The following is a 14,232-nucleotide window of genomic DNA, read 5'->3' on the forward strand; positions in this document are numbered from 1 at the left end:
TCGGGTGAACAGAGTGTGTGGACCCTGGAGCACGTACGATCGTGCACTGTGCAGAGTACGGAGAAGTCTTCCCGCCGTGGCACCCGCTCCTCCACGATGGGGGGCATGCCGCTCAACGACATGCCCTGGTGGCGCTGGCGCACGAACGTGCGCTCCGCGCTGCACATGATCAGCGACCCGGTGTTCCAGCGCGAGGTCTGGCTCACCGGGCAACCGGGTTACGGCGACGTGACCGACGCCGTCTACCGCCTGGTCGAGGACACCTGGCTCGACAACTGGTCCGCGGAGAAGTACGTGGGCACCGTCTTCCGGGACTCCCAGGAGGCGGCCCTGGTCGACGTGGCCGTGCTGCGGGTGCTGAAGATACTCCACCAGGTGGGCGCGGACGCTCCCGTCTCCGCGTACCTGGAGCACCATGCGTGGCCCGAGGCCGTGCGGGCCGCCCGCGAGGCGCACGTACGGATGGCCACCGGGGACGGTGAGGACCCGGACACGCCGCCGCGGTCACTGGACATCCTCAAGATCTACACACGCACGGCCTGAGCCGTCCGCGCGCGGCACGCGAGCGGGGTGCCACCTGCGACGACACCAGGGTCGCCCGGCTGGCGGACGCCTTGGAACGGCGGGGCGACTTTGTGCGACCCTAGCCCCGTGAACGCCGTCGACGATTCGCCGCCGCAGTCCCAGCAGTACATCCTCACCCTGTCGTGCCCCGACAAGGCGGGGATCGTGCACGCCGTGTCGAGCTACCTCTTCATGACCGGGTGCAACATCGAGGACAGCCAGCAGTTCGGCGACCACGACACGGGGCTGTTCTTCATGCGGGTGCACTTCTCCGCGGGCCACCCGGTCACCGCCGACAAGCTGCGGGCCAGCTTCGCGGCCGTCGCCGACGCCTACGCCATGGACTGGCAGATCACGCCCTCCGCCGAGCGGATGCGCATCATCCTCATGGTCAGCAAGTTCGGGCACTGCCTGAACGACCTGCTCTTCCGCACCAGCATCGGAGCGCTGCCGGTGGAGATCGCGGCCGTGGTCTCCAACCACACCGACTTCGCGGAGCTGGCGGGCTCCTACGACGTCCCCTTCCACCACATCCCGGTGACGAAGGAGAACAAAGCCGAGGCCGAGGCGGAGCTGCTCTCCCTGGTGGAGAAGGAGAACGTTCAACTCGTCGTCCTCGCCCGCTACATGCAGGTCCTGTCCGACCACCTCTGCAAGGAGCTGGCCGGCCGCATCATCAACATCCACCACTCCTTCCTGCCCAGCTTCAAGGGCGCCCGGCCCTACCACCAGGCCCACGCCCGCGGGGTGAAGCTCATCGGCGCGACGGCGCACTACGTCACCGCCGACCTCGACGAGGGCCCGATCATCGAGCAGGAGGTCGAGCGGGTGGGCCACGGGGTCAACCCGGAGCAGCTGGTCGCCATCGGCCGCGACGTGGAGTGCCAGGCCCTGGCACGCGCCGTGAAGTGGCACAGCGAGCACCGCGTCCTGCTCAACGGCCGCCGCACGGTCGTCTTCGCCTGACACCAGGCCGACGGCCCCCGGAGCAGGCCGGGGCGCCGGCCCGGACGGGCCTCAGGCCTGGCAGACCGGCACGCCGGCGACGTCCGCCAGGAAGGTCTCGACCGCCGCGTACCAGGCTTCGGGCTGGTCCCAGGGGACGAGGTGCCCGGCGTCGGGGATCTCCGCGTACGAGCCCCAGGGCAGCACGCGCACCATCTCCTGGGCCTCGGCGCGGCCCAGCTCGCCGTCCCAGCCGCGCACGACGAGGGCGGGGCAGGACACCTGGGCCAGCTCGTCCCAGTGGGCGTCGTGGATCCAGGACTCCCGGGAGCGCAGCATGTGGCGCCGTTCGAACACCGGGCGCCAGCCGTCGGCGTGCTCCTCCATCACCTCGGCGAAGAACTCCCCGCGGGCCGGGCGGGAGCCCTCCAGCCAGGGATCCTCCTCGCCGAACCACCGGCGCACCGCGTCGGGACCGGCGAAGGGCAGCGGCCAGGCCCTGAACCAGTCCTCCCAGCAGCGCTGGCTCGCCTCCCCGAGGGCCACCGCGCGCATGTCGCACAGCACCACGGCCCGCACCAGCGACGGGCGGCGCACGGCGAGCTGCCAGGCGGTGAGGGCGCCCATCGAGTGCCCCACGACGGTGACCGGGGCGAGCCCCAGCTGCTCGACGACGGCGGCGGCGTCGGCCACGTAGGCGTCACGGGTGTAGGGCCCCTCGGGCTTGGCGCTGCGTCCGTGGCCGCGCTGGTCCAAGGCCACCACTCGGTGGCGGGCGGCGAGCCGTCGGGCGGTACCGGCCCACTGGGAGGCCCGCCCCATCAGGCCGTGCAGCAGCAGGACGGCGGGCCGCGGCGCCTCCTCGGGCTCGGAGGCGGGCCCGGGAGCGGACCCGTCGGCGTACTCCCACGTCGTGAGCGGGAGGCCGCCCGCTCCGGTGACTTCGACGCGCCTGGCCATGTGCCGCACCCCCTGGTACGTGACGTTCAGACCCCCACGCTATCGAAATCCTGTTCGATATGCGTCTTCACACGCGCAACACCGCTCTTTCGAGTGACAACGCTCAAGGATTGCCGGCGCGCGCCGAGGGGAGGACTTCAGCGGGACGCGGCCCGGCGGGGAAGACGGGCAGCGGGGAGCCACCCGGACAGCTCGGGGATCCGGGTGGGCTCCACGGGGGCCCAGGGGGGGATGGGGGACGGGGGAGGAAGGGACTCCGGCGCATGGGGAGGCGCCGGGGTCCCTCGAACAACGGCCCCGGCACCGGTGGCGCCCACGACCCGGCCGGACTCCGGCCGGCGCGTGAGGCGACTACCGCTTGGCGACGAACACGTGCGAGGCGGTCTCCGTGCTCAGCTCCGCGGCCTCGCCACCGCTGCCGACCAGCACACCGCCCGCGGACGGGGTCACCGACACCACCGCGCCCGGCTGCACGCCGGCCCGCCGCAGCGTGTACATCAACTGCGCGTCCGTCTGGATCGGCTCGCCGATCCGCCGCACGACCACGCTCGCGCCGGCCACGCCCGGCTCCAGGTCGGTGAGGCTGACCATGCCCTCGTCCAGGAACGGGTCCGCGCCGTCCTTCTCGCCCAGCTCCTCCAGGCCCGGGATCGGGTTGCCGTACGGCGACTCCGTCGGGTGCCGCAGCAGCTCGAGGACGCGGCGCTCGACCGCCTCGCTCATCACGTGCTCCCAGCGGCACGCCTCGGCGTGCACGTGCTCCCACTCCAGGCCGATGACGTCGACCAGCAGGCACTCGGCCAGCCGGTGCTTGCGCATCACGCGCGTCGCGATCCGGCGGCCCTCGGAGGTCAGCTCCAGATGCCGGTCGCCCGCGACGTGCACCAGTCCGTCCCGCTCCATGCGCGCGACGGTCTGACTGACCGTCGGTCCGCTCTGGTCGAGCCGTTCGGCGATTCGGGCGCGCATGGGGACGACACCCTCCTCCTCCAGCTCAAGGATGGTGCGGAGATACATCTCCGTCGTGTCGATCAGTCCGGACATGCGCGCCCCTCGGTGGCTCGTACGTGGCCCTGGACTCAATTCTGACGCATGCGACCGACAACCGGGGCCCTGTGGTTGACAGGCGGACGCCGCGGCACCACGGTTCTCGGCATGACCGATCTGGCCGCCACATATTTCGATGCCGCCATCGCACTGCTGAGGCGTGTGAGGGACGAGGAGTCCGCGGGGATCGAGGCGGCCGCGGCCGCGCTCGCGGACACCGTGGCGGCCGGGGGACGGGTGTTCGCCTACGGCGCCGGGCACTCCTCGCTCCCCGCGCAGGACGTCGTCTACCGCGCGGGCGGCCTCGCCCTGGTGAACCTGCTCGCCGTGCCCGGCGCGGTCGGCGTGGACGTCGTCCCGGCCACGCTCGGCAGCGCGCTCGAACAGGTCGGCGGTCTGGCCCGGGTCGTGCTGCGCAGCTCTCCCGCGCGGGCGGGCGACCTCCTGCTGGTCATCTCCCTCTCCGGCCGCAACCCGCTCCCCGTGGAGATGGCGCAGGAGGCCAAGGCGCTCGGGATGAAGGTGATCGGCGTCACATCGGTGGCATACGCCAAGGAGACGCACTCACGGCATCCAAGCGGCACCTTCCTGAAGGACCACTGCGACGTCGTGATCGACAGCAAGATCGCGCCAGGCGACGCGGAGCTGTCCGTGCCGGGGATCCCGGCGCCGTTCGGTCCGGCCTCCACCGTGGTGACCAGCGCGCTGATGCAGGCCGTCGTGGCCACGGCCGCGGCGGACCTGGCAGCGCGCGGCGTCACCCCGCCCATGCTCCGCTCGGGCAACGTCGACGGGGGCCACGAGTGGAACGCGAAGGTCTTCGAGGAGTACGCGGACCGGATCTTCTACCGTCACTGAGCCCACGGTCAGGCCCGCGGCGGCGGGTCGAGCGGCGGCAGGTCGAGGGAGGCCGCCACCCGCAGCGCGACGTCCTCGGCGAAGGCGGCGTCCGCCCGGTCGAAGGGACGGCGGCCCGTGCCGCGCAGGAAGGTCAGCACGCCGAGCGTGCGGCCGCGGCTGCGGAGCACGGCGCACAGTCCGTGGACGGTGCCGTCGGGCCAGCGCCGGGCGGCGGCCCAGCCGGCGACCTGGGCCCGTGAGGCCGGCTCGGCGGCCGCGGCCCCGAAGCCGGCGCGCACGGAGCCGGTGCGGGCGACCGCCTGCAGGGCCGGGTGCCCCTCCCTGTACCGCACCGGGATACCGCCGGGCACCGGCAGGCAGGGCCCCGCGCCACCGGAGGGCGTGGCGGCGACCCGGACGAGCCGGGCCCCGTCGGGCGCCAGCACGTCGAGCAGCGCGTGCTCGGCGAACCCGGCGAGGGCGAAGTCCACGTAACAGGTGGCCGCCTCCATGGGGTCCTCGCACTCGGCGACGGCCAGCGCGGCCCGGTGCAGCTGGTTGCTGCGGAAGCGCAGCCGCGCCGCCTCCTGCTCGGCGAGCTTGGCCTCGGTGACGTCGTGGAAGAGCCAGCCGACGCCGAGCGGCACCGGCTCCTCCCCCAGCGGCGAACCGAGCCGCACGAAGCCGCTGCGCCAGCAGCAGCGCGTGCCGGCCTCCTCCCGCAGGCCCACCCACAGCTCGCTGGCCGCGGGGGGCGCGCCCTCGGCGAGCACGTGCTGCAGGGCGCTCTCCAGCTCCTCCACCCCCTGGTCGAGGAAGTCGCCCAGCGGCCGCCCGAGCGGCGCGTCCCGGCTGGTGCGCAGCACGCGGGCGGCGTACGCGTTGACCACGACGGGGCGCAGGTCGGCGTCGACGAGGACGACCCCGGTCGAGGCGTCGTCGAAGAGCGCCTCGCTGAGGGCTATCGAGCGCTCCAGGTCGATCTGGGCGTGCACCTCGGAGAACGCGCAGTAGACCCCGGCGGGGCGCCCGTCGGAGCCGTGCACGGCGGCGGCCTGGGTGCGCACCAGCACCCGGTGGCCGTCCTTGGTCAGCAGCGCGAACTCGTGGACCTGGCGGCCGTCCGCGGCCATGGCGCCCAGCAGCCGCTCGCGCACCTCCTCGGCGTCGGCGGTGCGCGCGGCCCAGCCGGCGAAACCGCGCCGGCCGACGGCCTCCTCGGCCGTCCAGCCCAGGATGCGGGCGGCCTCCGCGTTCCAGTGCGTGATCACTCCGTCGCGGTCCAGGGCACAGAGGCCGGCCTCCATGCCGTCGAGGAGCGCGGCAAGCAGTTGCGGCGTCGCATCGAATGACTGCACGTCTGGACATTCAACCCCTGTGTGACCGACGACACAGGAACTTCACGAAATTCGGTGGCCTCGGGGCCGTGGTCCACGGGGCGGAAGGAGCCGCGAAAAAAACCGCTTGTCGTCCGCCGGAGCCTTTCCTAAGGTTGCGGACACACACGAAGGGAGGTGGTCCGGAGAATGAGTTCCCATCGGACGCGTGAGGTGGCTGCGGGCTGACGCCTGCGCTCCTCGCCTGCGCGCGATGTGCGTAGCGGGCCAAATCCATCGCAGTCACCCGACCCGCGGGCTCGTCGGATTCGTCCGGCCGATGCCCGGACGGCCCGCCGTCCGGGGAGCAGCCCGCGGGTCGCCTGCGTCCGCGGGCGGTGACCGGTCCCGCCCCCCTCCCCGGCGTGGCACGGCCCTCAGGGCGACAGGCGCCGCACCGTCCAGCCGTCCTCCGCGGCGGTGTACACCAGCCGGTCGTGCAGCCGGTTCTCCCGTCCCTGCCAGAACTCCACGCTGCGCGCGACCACCCGGAAGCCTCCCCAGTCCGGCGGCACGGGCACGTCGCTACCCTCGGGGTAGCGGGCCGCCAGCTCCTCGTAGCGGTGCTCCAGCTCCTCCCGCGAGCCCACCACCGAGGACTGCTCGCTCGCCCAGGCGCCGATCCGCGAGCCGTGCGGACGGGTGCGGAAGTACGCCTCGGTCTCCTCGCGCGACACGCGCCCGACGGCGCCCGCCACGATGACCTGGCGCGCGATCGGGTGCCAGGGGAAGAGCAGCGAGGCGTGCGGCCGCTCGGTGAGCTCCCGGCCCTTCCTCGACCCGTAGTTGGTGAAGAAGACGAAGCCGCGGTGGTCGTAGCTCTTCAGCAGGACCGTGCGCGAGCTGGGCAGTCCGTCGGCCCCCGCGGTGGAGACCACCATGGCGTTGGGCTCGTCGACGCGGGCGTTGACGGCGTCGGCGAACCAGCGCGCGAACTGCGTGTACGGGTCGCCGGCCAGTTCGTCCTCGGTCAGTCCGTGGGCGCGGTACTGCTTGCGCATGGCGGCGGGGTCGTGGTGGCTGTGCTGCACCCGCACATCTTGCAGCACGGCGGCGGCACCGTGTGCCGGACGGTGCGCCGGAACCCGCGCGGGACCTGCGCCGGAACACCCGCCGGACCACCCGCCGGAACATGTGCCGGACCTCACGCTTCACGTCACCTGCAGGAGGGGACAGACTTACAGGCCGGGTATCTGTGCCCTCTCGACATCGGGGGATATCGTGCGGGGCACCCAGTGCCAACCCCCATGCACCACCCCTGCACCACCCCGCGTGCCACAAGCACCACCGGATCGTCGACCGCATCAAGAGGAGCCGCCTGATGTCCGACTTCGTACCCGGACTCGAGGGAGTCGTCGCCTTCGAGACGGAGATCGCCGAACCCGACAAGGAAGGCGGCGCCCTGCGCTACCGCGGAGTGGACATCGAGGACCTGGTGGGCCACGTCTCCTTCGGGAACGTGTGGGGCCTGCTGGTCGACGGTGCCTTCAACCCCGGCCTCCCGCCCGCCGAGCCCTTCCCGATCCCCGTCCATTCCGGTGACATCCGCGTGGACGTCCAGTCGGCGCTGGCCATGCTCGCGCCGGTGTGGGGTCTGAAGCCGCTGCTGGACATCGACGCCGAGCAGGCCCGCGAGGACCTGGCGCGCGCGGCCGTGATGGCGCTGTCCTACGTGGCGCAGTCGGCGCGCGGCCAGGGGCTGCCGATGGTGCCGCAGAGCGAGATCGACAAGGCGGAGACGGTCGTCGAGCGCTTCATGATCCGCTGGCGCGGCGAGCCGGACCCCAAGCACGTCAAGGCCGTGGACGCCTACTGGACCTCCGCCGCCGAGCACGGCATGAACGCGTCCACCTTCACCGCGCGCGTGATCGCCTCCACCGGTGCCGACGTGGCCGCCGCGCTGTCCGGCGCGGTGGGCGCCATGTCGGGCCCGCTGCACGGCGGCGCGCCCTCGCGCGTGCTGGGCATGATCGAGGAGATCGAGCGGACCGGCAACGCCGAGGCGTACGTCAAGCAGGCCCTGGACAAGGGCGAGCGTCTGATGGGCTTCGGCCACCGCGTCTACCGCGCCGAGGACCCGCGGGCGCGGGTGCTGCGCCGTACGGCCAGGGAGCTGGGCGCCCCCCGCTTCGAGATCGCGGAGGCGCTGGAGAAGGCGGCCCTGGAGGAGCTGCACTCCCGGCGCCCGGACCGCGTCCTGGCGACCAACGTGGAGTTCTGGGCGGCGATCATCCTGGACTTCGCCGAGGTCCCGGCCCACATGTTCACGTCGATGTTCAGCTGCGCCCGCACCGCCGGCTGGTCCGCGCACATCCTGGAGCAGAAGCGCACCGGCCGCCTGGTGCGCCCCTCGGCCCGCTACGTCGGCCCGGGCTCCCGGGACCCGCGCGAGGTCGAGGGCTACGCGGACATCGCACGCTAGTCCGGTGCGGTGCACCCTGGGGGGATGAGGCTGTTCGTGGCCGTCGTGCCCCCCAGGTCCGCCCTCGCCGAACTGGGGGGCACCGTGGACGCGCTCCGCGCCCTGCCGGGCGCGGACGGGCTGCGCTGGACGGAACGTGCCGGATGGCACGTGACGCTGGCGTTCCTCGGCGAGGTGGACGAGGCCCTGCTGCCCGGTCTCGCCGAACGCCTGGACCGGGCGGCGCGGCGCCATCCGCACTGCCGGATCGCGCTGACCGGCGGCGGCCGCTTCGGCGACCGCACGCTCTGGGCCGGACTGGACGGGGACGACCTGGGACGTACGGCGGCCGCGGCGCAGGCGGCCGCCCGGCGGGCGGGCGTCCACCACGAGGACGAGCACGGCCGCTTCCACGCCCACCTGACACTGGCCCGGCAGCGCGCCGGGCGCACCAGGGTGGGCCTGAGGCCCTTCACGGACGCCCTCGCGCAGTTCGCGGGGACCCCGTGGACGGCGGCGGCGATCTCCCTGGTGCGGAGCCATCCGCCCACACCCGGGGTGCCGGGGGCGCAACCCCGCTACGAGACGGTGCGGACCTGCCCGCTGGGGCACTGAGGCCGCCCCGTTAACCTCGACGTGTGGACCCGAAGACCCGTACCCGAGTAATGACCGCCGCCCTCGCCCTGCTGGTGGTCGTGGTGATCGTCGGCACCGTCGTGCGCGGCTAGCCGACCGCAGGGGAGGGGCCGGCCCGTCCCGGCCGGCTCGTCTCAGGCGCCGGCGTAGACCCTCTCGACGAATTCCGCCACCTGTTCGTCGGTGAGGTGGCGGGCCAGGTCGGCCTCGGTGATGATGCCGATCAGCTTCTTGTCCTCGACCACCGGGAGCCGCTTGATGCGGTGCGACTCCATCTCGGTCAGGACGTCGGAGACGTCGGCGTCCGCGTCGATCCAGCGGGGGGTGCCCTCGCACAGGTCGCCGCAGGTCACCTTGGAGGGGTCGCGCCCCGCGGCGATGCACTTGGTGACGATGTCCCGGTCGGTGATGATGCCGCACATCCGGTCGTTCACGTCGTGGACCGGCAGCGCGCCGACGTTGAGCTCGCGCATGAGCTGCGCCGCCCGGTCGAGAGTCTCGGTCGCCGGTATCGCACGGGCGCCGGGATGCATGATCTCTTTGGCTGTGGTCATACCCTCATCGTGCGCCCGACCGGGTGAATCTGCGACCGGGCGCACGACGGGGCGGACCACCGCGGACGCCTACCAGGCGAAGGCCTCCGGGGACGGGCCCGGGCCCGGGAAGATCTCGTCCAGCTCGGCGAGCAGCTCCGCGGGCAGCTCCAGTTCGACCGCGCGCAGCGCGGAGTCCAGCTGCTCGCGGGTGCGCGGGCCGACGATCGGGCCGGTGATCCCGGGGCGGCCCAGCAGCCAGGCCAGGGCGACGTCACCGGGCTGCAGGCCGGCCTTGTCGACGGCGTCCTCGTACGCCTGGACCTGCTCGCGCAGGGCGCTGTCCTTCAGCGAGTCGGCGCTGCGGCCGGAGGTGGAGCGGGAGCCGCCGCCCTCGCGCTCCTTGCGCAGCGCGCCGCCCAGCAGGCCGCCGTGGAGCGGCGACCAGGGGATGACGCCCAGGCCGTACTCCTGCGCGGCCGGGATGACCTCCATCTCCGCGCGGCGCTCGGCGAGGTTGTACAGGCACTGCTCGCTGACCAGGCCGAGCGAATGGCGCCGCGCGGCGGCCTCGTTGGCCTTGGCGATGCCCCAGCCGGAGAAGTTGGACGACCCGGCGTAGAGCACCTTGCCCTGCTGCACCAGGACGTCGATCGCCTGCCAGATCTCCTCCCACGGCGTCGCGCGGTCGATGTGGTGGAACTGGTAGACGTCGATGTGGTCCGTGCCCAGGCGCTTCAGGCTCGCCTCGGCGGCACGGCGGATGTTCAGCGCGGAGAGCTTGTCGTCGTTCGGCCAGGGGGCGCCGTCGGCGCCCATGTTGCCGTAGACCTTGGTCGCCAGGACGGTCCTGTCGCGGCGGCCGCCGCCCTTGGCGAACCAGCTGCCGATGATCTCCTCGGTGCGGCCCTTGTTCTCGCCCCAGCCGTAGACGTTGGCCGTGTCGAAGAAGTTGACGCCCGCGTCCTGCGCGGCGTCCATGATCGCGTGGCTGTCGGCCTCGTCCGTCTGCGGGCCGAAGTTCATCGTTCCCAGTACGAGCCGGCTGACCTTGAGTCCGGTGCGTCCGAGCTGTGTGTACTCCATGGGGACCAGCCAAGCTCTTGGAGTGCGCTCGAATCAAGCGGAGTTGAGGGGGTGTCGGTACGGCGCCCCCAGTCCCCACGCCTGGTGCGCGGCGTCGGCGAACGCGGCCGCCAGTCGGTGCTCCCCGGAGGCGTTGGGGTGGGTGCCGTCGTAGGTGTCCCGGGCGATGTCGTAGCCGGCCGGGCGGGAGGCCAGCAGCAGCGGCGAGGCCGCGGTGCCCAGGTCGGCGACGGTCTTGGCCAGGCGGGTGTTGAACTCATCGCACTGTGCGCCGAATCCGGGGTCCTGGTCGCAGCGCGAGTTGGGTATGACGGGCAGCAGCACCGCGGCGACACGGGGGTTGGCCGCCCGCGCCCGGCCGACGAACAGCCGCACGTTGGCCTCGGTCTGCTCGGGGTTGGTGTAGAAGCCGAGGTCGATCAGCCCCAGCGAGACCAGCAGCACGTCGGGACGGTGCTCCCGCACGGCGCCCTCGATGAGCGGCGCCATGTGCAGCCACCCTTCGCCCCAGCCGGCCAGGTGGCGGCGCGCGGAGGCGGGGAAGGCGGGGTCGGCGTAGCGCTGCGAGACGGCCGCGTCGGCACCGGGGTCGTGCAGCGCGGTCCGCGGGCCGACGATCTCGAAGTCCTCGCCCTCCGTCCCCAGCGACCGCAGGTGCTGCCACATGCGGTAGCGCCAGGTGTGCTCCCCCGCGCTGCCGATCGTCATGGAGTCGCCGACGAACATCCACGCCGTGCGGCGTCCGGGCGTGCGGCGGGGCCCGTCGCCGGGGCCGGGGGGTGCACTGGACATGGAGGGGATCTTAGAGCCCGCCGGCTCCCCGGCAGGGCCCTGACCTCGGGTCCGGCGGTGTTAGCACCGTCACTGCCGCGGGCCCGGGAAGGCCGGGAGGCCGCTGCGATTGGCCCAGTGGGGAAGCCCTCGAATGGCCCTGCTGAGCGGGCCGTTCCGTTCCTAGGGTGACGGGCATGACGCACTCGGTGGACTTCTACTTCGACCCCATCTGCCCCTTCGCCTGGATCACCTCCCGCTGGATCCTGGAGGTGGAGCGGGAACGCGAACTGCGCCTGCGCTTCCGGGTGATGAGCCTGTCCGTGCTCAACGAGGGTCGGCAGGGCCTGCCCGAGCGCTACGAGCGGCTGCTGAGCACCGGCTGGGGCCCGGTACGGGTGTGCGTCGCCGCCGCGCGGCACCACGGGGAGCACGTGCTGCGCGAGCTCTACACGGCGCTCGGCACCCGGCTGCACGTGCAGGACCGCCCGGCCTCCGACGAGGTGCTGCGCGAGGCGCTGGCGGAGGCGGGCCTGCCGCCGGAGCTGGCGCGGGCCGCGGGCGGCACCGCGTACGACGAGGAGCTGCGCAGGAGCCACCACGAGGGCATGGACCCGGTCGGGGAGGAGGTCGGCACGCCCACCCTGCACATCGACGGGGCCGCCTTCTTCGGCCCCGTCCTCACCTCGATCCCGCGCGGCGAGGAGGCGGCGCGGCTCTTCGACGGGGTCCGGGCGCTGGCCGGCCACCCCACCTTCTTCGAACTGAAGCGCAGCCGCACCGGCGGCCTCGACTTCGCCTGAGCCGTCCACCTGGCAGGCTGGGCGCATGCGCCCACTGCTCGCCGCGGCCGCGGCCTCCGTCCTCGTCATGGGTCCCCTCGTCGGCAGCGCAGCCGCCGACGACGGGGAGTCGGTGGCCTTCACGATGTCGGACCCGCGGATCACCGAATCGAGCGGCCTGGTCGCCAGCCGCCTGCACAAGGGCGTCTACTGGACGCACAACGACAGCGACGACGGCCCGTACGTCTACGCCGTCGACTCCGCGACCGGCAAGACCGTCGCCACCGTCACCCTGCGCGGCGTGGGCAGCCCGCGCGACGTCGAGGCGATCTCGATGGGCCCGGACGGCGCCCTGTACGTCGGCGACATCGGCGACAACCTCGGCGGCTCCTGGCCGCACGTGTGGATCTACCGCTTCCCGGAGCCGGAGCGGCTGACGGACCGGACGGTGACCGCGACGCAGTACACCGTCCAGTACGAGGGCGGCCCGCGCAACGCCGAGGCGATGATGGTCGACCCCACGACCGGGCGGGTGTACATCGCGAGCAAGAACGAGGACGGCGGCGGCCTCTACGAGGGCCCGGCGAAGCTCTCCGCGAGCGGCACCAACGTCTTCCGGCGCGTCGCGGCCATCCCGCTGTGGATCACCGACGGCGCCTTCTCCCCGGACGGCAGCCGGCTGGTGCTGCGCGGCTACCTCGGCGCGCTGATGTACCGCTGGTCCGACGGCACGGCGCGCCGGATCGACCAGATGCACGTGCCGCTGCAGCGGCAGGGCGAGTCCGTCGCCTTCACCCCGGACGGCCGGGCCCTGATGTACGGCAGCGAGGGCGCGGACAGCGAGGTCTGGCGCGTGCCGCTGAGCGGGGACGACCTGCCCGACGCGGCGCGCCGTGCCGCCTCCTCCTCCCCCGGGCCGTCGGGGAGTTCCTCGGCGGACGCCGCCGGTTCCGGCGCGGACGGGGCGGGTTCGACACGGCAGTTCGCGCTGGGCGCCGTCACCCTGGCCGCGGTCGCCGCGTTGCTGGTGGGGGTGCGCCGGCTGTTGCGCCGGGAGCGCTGAGACGCCCCGGGGAACGCGGACGGGCGGGGCGGTCGCCCCGCCCGCCGGCGGTGGTGGCCCCGTGGGGCCCGGGTTCAGAGCCGCTCGACGACGAAGTCGACGCAGGCGGTCAGGGCCTCGACGTCGGCCGGCTCCACGGCCGGGAACATCGCGACGCGCAGCTGGTTGCGGCCCAGCTTGCGGTACGGCTCGGTGTCGACGACGCCGTTGGCGCGCAGCACCTTGGCGATCGCCGCCGCGTCGACCTCGTCGTTGAAGTCGATCGTGCCGACGACCTGGGAGCGCTTGGCCGGGTCGGTGACGAACGGGGTGGCGTACTTGGAGTCCTCGGCCCAGGTGTACAGGCGCGAGGAGGAGTCGGCGGTGCGCGCGACGGCCCAGTCCAGACCGCCCTGGCCGTTGATCCACTCCAGCTGGTCGTTCAGCAGGAACAGGGTGGCGAGAGCGGGGGTGTTGTACGTCTGGTTCTTGCCCGAGTTGTCGATCGCCGTCGGCAGGTCGAAGAAGGCCGGGATGTGGCGGCCGGACGCGGCGATCCGCGCGGCGCGCTCCAGCGCGGCCGGGGAGAACGCGGCGATCCACAGCCCGCCGTCGGCGGCGAAGGACTTCTGCGGGGCGAAGTAGTAGACGTCGGTCTCGGCGATGTCGACCGGCAGGCCGCCCGCGCCGGAGGTGGCGTCGACCAGGACGAGGGCGCCCTCGTCGGCGCCGGCCACGCGCCGCAGCGGCATCGCGACGCCGGTGGAGGTCTCGTTGTGGGTGAAGGCGTAGACGTCCACGCCGGCCTCGGCGGCCGCCTCGGGGTGCGTGCCCGGGTCGGCGGAGATCACGGTCGGCTCGTCCAGCCACGGCGCCAGCTTGGCCGCCTTGGCGAACTTGGAGGAGAACTCGCCGAAGCTGAGGTGCTGCGACTTGCGCTCGATGAGCCCGTGGGTGGCGATGTCCCAGAAGGCGGTGGAGCCGCCGTTGCCGAGCACCACCTCGTAGCCCTCGGGGAGCGAGAAGAGCTCGCGGATGCCGTCCCGGACCCGGCCGACCAGGTCCTTCACCGGCGCCTGCCGGTGAGAGGTGCCCATCAGCGAGGTGCCGGTCGCGGCCAGGGCGCTGAGCGCCTCGGGCCGCACCTTGGAGGGGCCCGAACCGAATCGTCCGTCGGCGGGCTTGATGTCAGCGGGAATCTGGATCTCGGCCACGTCTCGCAGCGTAGTGCGTGACGACCCGGTTACGG

General features: G+C 73.0%; 15 protein-coding genes. 7 read left to right on the forward strand and 8 right to left on the reverse strand.

From position 1 onward, the window contains the following. Nucleotides 1–96: 96 nt before the first annotated feature. Nucleotides 97–543 (forward strand): SCO4402 family protein, encoded by a 447-nt coding sequence (locus tag AC1VWI_RS20375; protein ID WP_499516865.1) that lies wholly within the window; start codon nucleotides 97–99, stop codon nucleotides 541–543. Between the two features lie 108 nt (nucleotides 544–651). Next, nucleotides 652–1,530 (forward strand): formyltetrahydrofolate deformylase, encoded by an 879-nt coding sequence (gene purU / locus AC1VWI_RS20380; RefSeq protein WP_499512450.1) that lies wholly within the window; start codon nucleotides 652–654, stop codon nucleotides 1,528–1,530. A gap of 51 nt (nucleotides 1,531–1,581) precedes the next feature. Here purU and AC1VWI_RS20385 read toward each other — a convergent pair whose 3' ends face one another. Together AC1VWI_RS20385 and AC1VWI_RS20390 are read right to left on the reverse strand one after the other, a co-directional pair. Further along, nucleotides 1,582–2,469, reverse strand: a complete 888-nt coding sequence (locus AC1VWI_RS20385) for an alpha/beta fold hydrolase (protein WP_499512451.1) — start codon at nucleotides 2,467–2,469, stop codon at nucleotides 1,582–1,584. Between the two features lie 351 nt (nucleotides 2,470–2,820). Next, nucleotides 2,821–3,513: an iron-dependent transcriptional repressor DtxR gene (locus AC1VWI_RS20390; protein WP_499512452.1), complete on the reverse strand. Its 693-nt coding sequence runs from the start codon at nucleotides 3,511–3,513 to the stop codon at nucleotides 2,821–2,823. 111 nt (nucleotides 3,514–3,624) lie between these two features. Here AC1VWI_RS20390 and AC1VWI_RS20395 point away from each other — a divergent pair, with 111 nt between their 5' ends. Then, nucleotides 3,625–4,374 (forward strand): SIS domain-containing protein, encoded by a 750-nt coding sequence (locus AC1VWI_RS20395; protein WP_499512453.1) that lies wholly within the window; start codon nucleotides 3,625–3,627, stop codon nucleotides 4,372–4,374. An 8-nt stretch (nucleotides 4,375–4,382) separates the two neighbouring features. Here the strand turns inward: AC1VWI_RS20395 and AC1VWI_RS20400 are convergent, their stop codons facing one another. After that, nucleotides 4,383–5,714, reverse strand: coding sequence for a PAS domain-containing protein (locus AC1VWI_RS20400; protein WP_499512454.1), 1,332 nt, complete (start codon nucleotides 5,712–5,714; stop codon nucleotides 4,383–4,385). Between the two features lie 395 nt (nucleotides 5,715–6,109). Continuing rightward, the gene (gene pdxH, locus AC1VWI_RS20405; RefSeq protein WP_499516866.1) at nucleotides 6,110–6,733 is read right to left on the reverse strand and encodes a pyridoxamine 5'-phosphate oxidase; all 624 of its coding nucleotides are present in this window, start codon (nucleotides 6,731–6,733) and stop codon (nucleotides 6,110–6,112) included. Between the two features lie 320 nt (nucleotides 6,734–7,053). Between pdxH and AC1VWI_RS20410 the strand changes: the two genes are divergently transcribed. Together AC1VWI_RS20410 and thpR are read left to right on the forward strand one after the other, a co-directional pair. Continuing rightward, complete coding sequence (locus AC1VWI_RS20410) at nucleotides 7,054–8,154, forward strand: citrate synthase 2 (RefSeq protein ID WP_499512455.1); 1,101 nt, start codon at nucleotides 7,054–7,056, stop codon at nucleotides 8,152–8,154. Nucleotides 8,155–8,178: 24 nt separating this feature from the next. Beyond that, on the forward strand, nucleotides 8,179–8,748 hold the full coding sequence (gene thpR, locus AC1VWI_RS20415) for an RNA 2',3'-cyclic phosphodiesterase (RefSeq protein WP_499512456.1): 570 nt from the start codon (nucleotides 8,179–8,181) through the stop codon (nucleotides 8,746–8,748). Nucleotides 8,749–8,903: 155 nt separating this feature from the next. Here the strand turns inward: thpR and AC1VWI_RS20420 are convergent, their stop codons facing one another. From AC1VWI_RS20420 to AC1VWI_RS20430, 3 genes are all read right to left on the reverse strand, one after another. Continuing rightward, the gene (locus AC1VWI_RS20420) at nucleotides 8,904–9,323 is read right to left on the reverse strand and encodes a CBS domain-containing protein (RefSeq protein WP_326575072.1); all 420 of its coding nucleotides are present in this window, start codon (nucleotides 9,321–9,323) and stop codon (nucleotides 8,904–8,906) included. A 69-nt stretch (nucleotides 9,324–9,392) separates the two neighbouring features. After that, nucleotides 9,393–10,388 carry an aldo/keto reductase gene (locus tag AC1VWI_RS20425; protein ID WP_499512457.1) on the reverse strand — a complete coding sequence of 332 codons (996 nt, stop codon included), beginning with the start codon at nucleotides 10,386–10,388 and terminating at the stop codon, nucleotides 9,393–9,395. Nucleotides 10,389–10,421: 33 nt separating this feature from the next. Next, the gene (locus AC1VWI_RS20430) at nucleotides 10,422–11,114 is read right to left on the reverse strand and encodes a GDSL-type esterase/lipase family protein (RefSeq protein ID WP_499516867.1); all 693 of its coding nucleotides are present in this window, start codon (nucleotides 11,112–11,114) and stop codon (nucleotides 10,422–10,424) included. A 242-nt stretch (nucleotides 11,115–11,356) separates the two neighbouring features. Between AC1VWI_RS20430 and AC1VWI_RS20435 the strand changes: the two genes are divergently transcribed. Both AC1VWI_RS20435 and AC1VWI_RS20440 read left to right on the forward strand, forming a co-directional pair. Next, nucleotides 11,357–11,962, forward strand: coding sequence for a mycothiol-dependent nitroreductase Rv2466c family protein (locus AC1VWI_RS20435; protein ID WP_499512458.1), 606 nt, complete (start codon nucleotides 11,357–11,359; stop codon nucleotides 11,960–11,962). A 25-nt stretch (nucleotides 11,963–11,987) separates the two neighbouring features. Further along, on the forward strand, nucleotides 11,988–13,004 hold the full coding sequence (locus tag AC1VWI_RS20440; RefSeq protein WP_499512459.1) for a hypothetical protein: 1,017 nt from the start codon (nucleotides 11,988–11,990) through the stop codon (nucleotides 13,002–13,004). A 74-nt stretch (nucleotides 13,005–13,078) separates the two neighbouring features. On the opposite strand, the gene serC is transcribed toward AC1VWI_RS20440, so the two are convergent. Beyond that, on the reverse strand, nucleotides 13,079–14,197 hold the full coding sequence (gene serC / locus AC1VWI_RS20445) for a phosphoserine transaminase (RefSeq protein ID WP_499512460.1): 1,119 nt from the start codon (nucleotides 14,195–14,197) through the stop codon (nucleotides 13,079–13,081). Between the last annotated feature and the right edge of the window lie 35 nt (nucleotides 14,198–14,232).

The organism is Streptomyces sp. TOM-9 (assembly GCF_056858595.1).

Coding starts and splice junctions, on each gene's coding strand:
- AC1VWI_RS20375 (WP_499516865.1), top strand. CDS start 97: ATGGGGGGCATGCCGCTCAACGACATGCCCTGGTGGCGCTGGCGCACG.
- AC1VWI_RS20385 (WP_499512451.1), bottom strand. CDS start 2,469: ATGGCCAGGCGCGTCGAAGTCACCGGAGCGGGCGGCCTCCCGCTCACG.
- AC1VWI_RS20390 (WP_499512452.1), bottom strand. CDS start 3,513: ATGTCCGGACTGATCGACACGACGGAGATGTATCTCCGCACCATCCTT.
- AC1VWI_RS20395 (WP_499512453.1), top strand. CDS start 3,625: ATGACCGATCTGGCCGCCACATATTTCGATGCCGCCATCGCACTGCTG.
- pdxH (WP_499516866.1), bottom strand. CDS start 6,733: ATGCGCAAGCAGTACCGCGCCCACGGACTGACCGAGGACGAACTGGCC.
- AC1VWI_RS20410 (WP_499512455.1), top strand. CDS start 7,054: ATGTCCGACTTCGTACCCGGACTCGAGGGAGTCGTCGCCTTCGAGACG.
- thpR (WP_499512456.1), top strand. CDS start 8,179: ATGAGGCTGTTCGTGGCCGTCGTGCCCCCCAGGTCCGCCCTCGCCGAA.
- AC1VWI_RS20420 (WP_326575072.1), bottom strand. CDS start 9,323: ATGACCACAGCCAAAGAGATCATGCATCCCGGCGCCCGTGCGATACCG.
- AC1VWI_RS20425 (WP_499512457.1), bottom strand. CDS start 10,388: ATGGAGTACACACAGCTCGGACGCACCGGACTCAAGGTCAGCCGGCTC.
- AC1VWI_RS20430 (WP_499516867.1), bottom strand. CDS start 11,114: ATGTTCGTCGGCGACTCCATGACGATCGGCAGCGCGGGGGAGCACACC.
- AC1VWI_RS20435 (WP_499512458.1), top strand. CDS start 11,357: ATGACGCACTCGGTGGACTTCTACTTCGACCCCATCTGCCCCTTCGCC.
- AC1VWI_RS20440 (WP_499512459.1), top strand. CDS start 11,988: ATGCGCCCACTGCTCGCCGCGGCCGCGGCCTCCGTCCTCGTCATGGGT.